Genomic DNA, 5,010 nt, shown 5'->3' on the forward strand with positions numbered 1-5,010 from the left:
GCCTGGGCGCCCGCCGGCTCGGTGTCCGGCGTGGGCGTACGCGGCGGCTTCACCGCCGACCTGAGCTGGCGCAACGGCAGGGTCACCCAGGTGCGGCTGACGAGCGTCGGCGGCCGCAGCACGACCCTGGTCGCCGGCGGCACCACCCAACGCGTCACCCTCAAGCCCGGTGAGTCCGTCACGGTCCGGGGCCTCTGATGCGGGGTGGGGACAGGCTCGCCCGTCGGCTGTCGGCGCTCGTCGCCGCCGCGCTGGTCTGCGTACCCCTGGCGGCACCGGCGGCGCAGGCCCGGCCGGCGGCCGAGGCGGGCGCGCAGAACGCCTCGGCCCCGACGGCCCGGGACCGGCACTTCACCGTCACCTGGGGCGCCAGCGCCGACCGGCAGGGCGCCGGGCCCGCCGAGCGCAGCTACCGGCTCGTCGTGCGTACCAGCGTCGGCGGGAGTGCTCTGCGGATCCGTCTGACCAACGCGTTCGGCGAGAACCCGGTCACCTTCGCCAGCGCCTACGCCGGTCTGCAGCGGCAGGGCGCCGAGCTGGTCCGGGGCAGCAACCGGAAGCTGACGTTCGACGGGCAGCCGTCGGTCACCGTTCCGGCCGGCGCGACGGTGCTCAGCGACCCGCTGCCCGGGAAGCTGGCCGCCCAGAGCAACCTGGTCGTCAGCCTGTACGTCACCGGCGCGCAGGGCCCGACCACCGGTCACGGCATGGCCATGCAGACGTCGTACGCGACCGCGGGCGACCACGCCGCCGAGGAGGCGGCGACCAACTGGACCGACCCGATGAGCTCCTGGTACTGGCTGGACGCCGTCAGCGTGGAGACGTCAACGGCGATCAGCTCGGTGGTGACCCTCGGCGACTCCATCACCGACGGGTGGGCGTCCAGCACGGACGCGAACCGTCGCTGGCCCGACTACCTGTCCCGGCGGTTGCAGGCCGCGTCCGACAGCCCGGTCAAGGGCGTGGCCAACGAGGGCATCTCGGGCAACAAGGTGCTCGCCGACGGCGCCGGGGAGGCCGCGCTCCGCCGACTCGATCGGGACGTGCTCTCCCAGCCGGGGGTCAGCACGGTGTTCGTCCTGGAGGGCATCAACGACATCAAGGCGCACACCGGCGTCACGGTGGACGACCTGATCGCCGGCTACCGGCAGGTGGCCGACCGGGCACACGCGGCGGGCACGTGCGTGGTGGGCGCCACGGTCATGCCGTACAAGGGCTGGTCCGAGTACGACGCCGCGGGTGAGGCGGTGCGCCAGGGCGTCAACGACTGGATCCGGCACGGCGGCGCGTTCGACGCCGTGGTCGACCTCGACAAGATCACCCGCAGCCCGTACGACCCGCAGGCACTGCTGCCGTTCTTCGACGGCGGCGACCACATCCACCCGAACGACAAGGGCATGCAGGCGATGGCCGACGCGGTCGACCTGTCCGCCCTGCGCTGCGACCGCTGACCCGCAGGCACACCTCGTCCGGCCGGCCACCACCGGTGGCCGGCCGGACGCCGTGGTCGACGTCAACAGCGCTGCAGCCGATGCCGGTCGACCGCCACGGCGTTCTGCCAGGCCGCCAACCGGGCTACGGCCGCAGTGCGGTCCCTCGCGAACTCGTGCCGCTCGGCGAGCTCGCGCCCGTACCACCGCAGCAGCTCGGACACCCGGTACCGTCCGGGGCCGGCCACGACCAGCATGCTCGCGTCCACCAACTGGTGCAGCTCGTCCTCGGCGACCGCCGTGGACCGGCCCAGCAGTGTCGCGGCGGCCTCCAGACTCACCTGCGGTGTGGGTGCCAGCGCGAGCAACCGGAACGCACGGGCCGCGCTGGCCGGCAGCCGCTCGACGCTGGACCGGAAGGTGGCCCGCAGGTCCAGGTCGCCGACTCGTAGCTCGTCCAACCGGCGGCGCGGGTCGGCGAGGCGACGACTCAGGTCAGGGGCGGTGCAGTTGGCCCGCGACGTCAGCCGTACGCCGGCGATCCGGAGCGCCAACGGCAGGTGTCCACACGCCGCGACCACCCGCAGTGTCGCGGCCAGGTCGCCGCCCGGCCGGACAGCGGTGATGGTGGTGAGCAGGTCCAGCGCCTCCGTGGTACTCAGCATCGTGAGATCGATCCGCCGGGCGCCCTCCAGGGCGACCAGCCGGTTCCGGGCGGTGACCAACACCCGGCTACCGCCCAACCCCGGCAGCAGGGGGCGTACCTGGGCGGCGTCGCGCGCGTCGTCGAGCACGAGCAGGATCCGGCGGGACACCAGCACGCTGCGCAGGAGCGCCGCCGCGGTCTCGTCGTCACCCGGTCCGCGGTCACCACTCATGCCGAGCCCGTGCAGGAACCGGGCGAGCACCTCACCGGTGCTGGCCGGTCGGGCCGACCGACCGCGCAGGTCCGCATAGAGCTGCCCGTCCGGAAAGGCCGTCGCCAACCGCTCCGCCGTGGCCAGGGCGAGCGCCGTCTTCCCGACCCCGGGTGGGCCGGCGACGACGCAGACCGGCGCCGGGCGCTGAGCCGTACGCGGCGCCTGCGGCGCCAGCAGCTCGCGGAGCTGACGCAACTCGTCGACCCGACCGGTGAAGTCGGCGACCGACGCCGGGGCCTGTTGCGGCACCGGCACGCGGTAGGACTGGGACGTCCCGGTCCACTCCTGGCGGAGCAGCCGCTGGTGATACGCCAGCAGCTCGGTGCTCGGACTGACCCCGAGCTGGTCGGCCAGACGGCGGACGATGCCGTCGTACTCGGCGTACGCCTCACCCTGGCGCCCGGTCGCGCCGAGAGCGAGGATGAGACGGCCGTGCACCCGCTCGTTGAGGGGATGCCGCCCGGCGAGACGGCGCAGCGTGCCGACCACCGGCTCGTAGTCGCCGCACCGGTCGAGCAGGTCGGCGTAGCGCACCGCCGCCGTGGTCCAGCTTGCCGTGAGTGCGGCCACGGCGGGGTGCCCGGCCAGCGCGTCCACGTCGGTGAGCGGGTCGTCGCGCCACAGGGCCAGGGCGTCGGCCAGTAGTGTCGCCGCCTGCTCGGGCGCCCGGTCGGCGACCTCCTCGGCCTCGGTCACGAGCCGCCGAAACCGCAGCAGGTCGAGCTGGTCCTCGGCGAGATCGAGCCGGTAGCCACCGGGCGCGTACGCCAGCACGACGCCGGCTCTGCCGTCACCACCCGAGTCGAGGGTGCGGCGCAGCCGAGCTACGTAGGTGTGCAGCAGGTTGACCACCGACTGCGGTTGCTCACCCTCCCAGAGCACCTCCAGAAGCTCGGCACGGCTGACGGTGCTGCCGGCGGAGATGGCCAGCCGGGCGAGCAGAGCGCGTTGACGCGACGAGGTCAAGAAAACGACGTTCTCGCCACAATGGACGGCCAGCGGACCCAACACGGACACCGTCGCGCGCCCGGCGGGCACCGGCCGGACGGCCGTGGTCACCCGTTCCGTCCTGGCGGTCGCGGCCCGGTGAAAGGCGATGGCCGGCCGCCTGTCCAGTTGCAACGCCGAGGCGAGCCCGGACACCGACCGCTGTGTTGGCCGCAGCGTGCGTCGCTGTTCCAGATCTCGGACCGTCGTAGCGCTCAGGCCCGATCGGCGAGCCAGCTCCATCTGGGTCAGGCCCGCCGCCTCCCGGTGCCGCCTGAGCAGGTCGGCGAAGCCGGTTTCGGGCGTACTAAAGCTGTCGGTCATCGCATTAACCCCCGTTATTGGTGTCCGATGGCGCAGACGCTAGTACCGCTCACGTACCGGTGTTGTCCCGACAGTCCCCGTCCAGCGCCCTCGGGGAGCCTCTACATCGCGTCCGGTCCACGGGGGACGGGGCATCACCTGGGGGTTCTAGTGCAGGGGACGGTCGACGGCACGACCAGACAGTCGGGAATACGGCAGTTTGCCCGGCAATCGGCACCACGCCTGCGGCTGGTACGGAGGGCTACCGCGGCCACGTCGGCGATGCTCCTCGTCGCCGTGGGCCTGACGCCCACCCCGGCCAGCGCCGAGGCCAATCCGAATCCGGGGAGAATCACGGACGCTTCCTGGTGGCTCATGCAGCAGCTCAAGGCCCTGCAACCCGGAACACAGAACGGCGGGATCTACGCCAACAAGCCCGGCTATCACAACACCCGCGCGGCCAACGATTCGGATAACTACTCCGTCCGGGACGCCGAGGACAAGGGCGGCCCGTCGGACAAGGCCGCAGCCTACGACTGGACGTTCCCGGAAGCCCAGAGTCTCGCGGTGGCCTCGGACGAGGTCTACCCGGATGCCGACCTGGTGCTTCCGTCCGACGTAGGAGCCGCCGCGGGCAATTACACCAACATCGCCCGCTACTCCAACCGCCTGATGGCCTCGGGTAAGAACCCCAACGACCCGCGCCTGGACGGCTGGCGAGAGTTCTACGGCCAGACCGACACCGACAGCACGGTGGAGGGTTGGGACTTCCGTTACAACCGGGCGGCGATCACCGACGATCCCTCACATCTCTGGCACATTCATCTCAGCGAAAACCGGGAGAAGGTAGCCGACCTCGAGAACAAGCAGGCGCTGTTGAGCGTTCTGCGGGGCGAGACCGTGCAGCAGTGGCGCAACCGGCCCGGCGAACGCGTGCGGTTGAGCGACTACAACGGTGACGGCACCTCCGAGATCGCGGTGTTCCGGCCGTCGATCCGGGAGTGGCACGGCTACGGCAAGGTTCTGGCCCGCGACTGGGGCCAACCGGGCGACATTCCCCTGGCCGGTGACTACGACGGCGACGGCACCTCCGACATCGCCATCTTCCGGCCCTCCACCGGTGAGTGGCACAGCTACGGCAAGGTCATGGCCACCGGCTGGGGCGGCCCCGGCGACATCCCTCTCTCCGGCGACTACGACGGTGACGGCAAGTCGGAGATAGCCCTCTTCCGACCCTCCACCGGCGAATGGATGCGGTACGGCCGGCTCATGGTCTCCGGGTGGGGTCAACCGGGCGACATTCCTCTCTCCGGTGACTACACCGGCGACGGCATCTCCGACATCGCGCTCTACCGACCCTCCACCAGGGA

Annotated in this window: 3 protein-coding genes and 1 pseudogene; 3 read left to right on the top strand and 1 reads right to left on the bottom strand. The window is 71.8% G+C overall.

Annotated features, from left to right (window positions below):
• Positions 1 to 198, top strand: a 198-nt coding sequence (locus ACFQGL_RS11530; RefSeq protein ID WP_377509745.1) for a glycoside hydrolase family 95-like protein, incomplete at its 5' end; no start/stop codon positions are given.
• On the top strand, positions 198 to 1,451 hold the full coding sequence (locus tag ACFQGL_RS11535) for an SGNH/GDSL hydrolase family protein (protein ID WP_377509748.1): 1,254 nt from the start codon (positions 198 to 200) through the stop codon (positions 1,449 to 1,451). The genes ACFQGL_RS11530 and ACFQGL_RS11535, both read left to right, overlap by 1 nt.
• Positions 1,452 to 1,513: 62 nt before the next feature.
• Here ACFQGL_RS11535 and ACFQGL_RS11540 read toward each other — a convergent pair whose 3' ends face one another.
• Positions 1,514 to 3,661, bottom strand: coding sequence for a BTAD domain-containing putative transcriptional regulator (locus ACFQGL_RS11540; RefSeq protein ID WP_377509751.1), 2,148 nt, complete (start codon positions 3,659 to 3,661; stop codon positions 1,514 to 1,516).
• Between the two features lie 261 nt (positions 3,662 to 3,922).
• Here ACFQGL_RS11540 and ACFQGL_RS11545 point away from each other — a divergent pair.
• A pseudogene (locus ACFQGL_RS11545) lies at positions 3,923 to 4,555 on the top strand (hypothetical protein); the annotation flags it as partial.
• Between the last annotated feature and the right edge of the window lie 455 nt (positions 4,556 to 5,010).

Origin of the sequence: Micromonospora vulcania (assembly GCF_042658605.1) — a bacterium.
Classification (GTDB): Bacteria; Actinomycetota; Actinomycetes; order Mycobacteriales; family Micromonosporaceae; genus Micromonospora; species Micromonospora vulcania.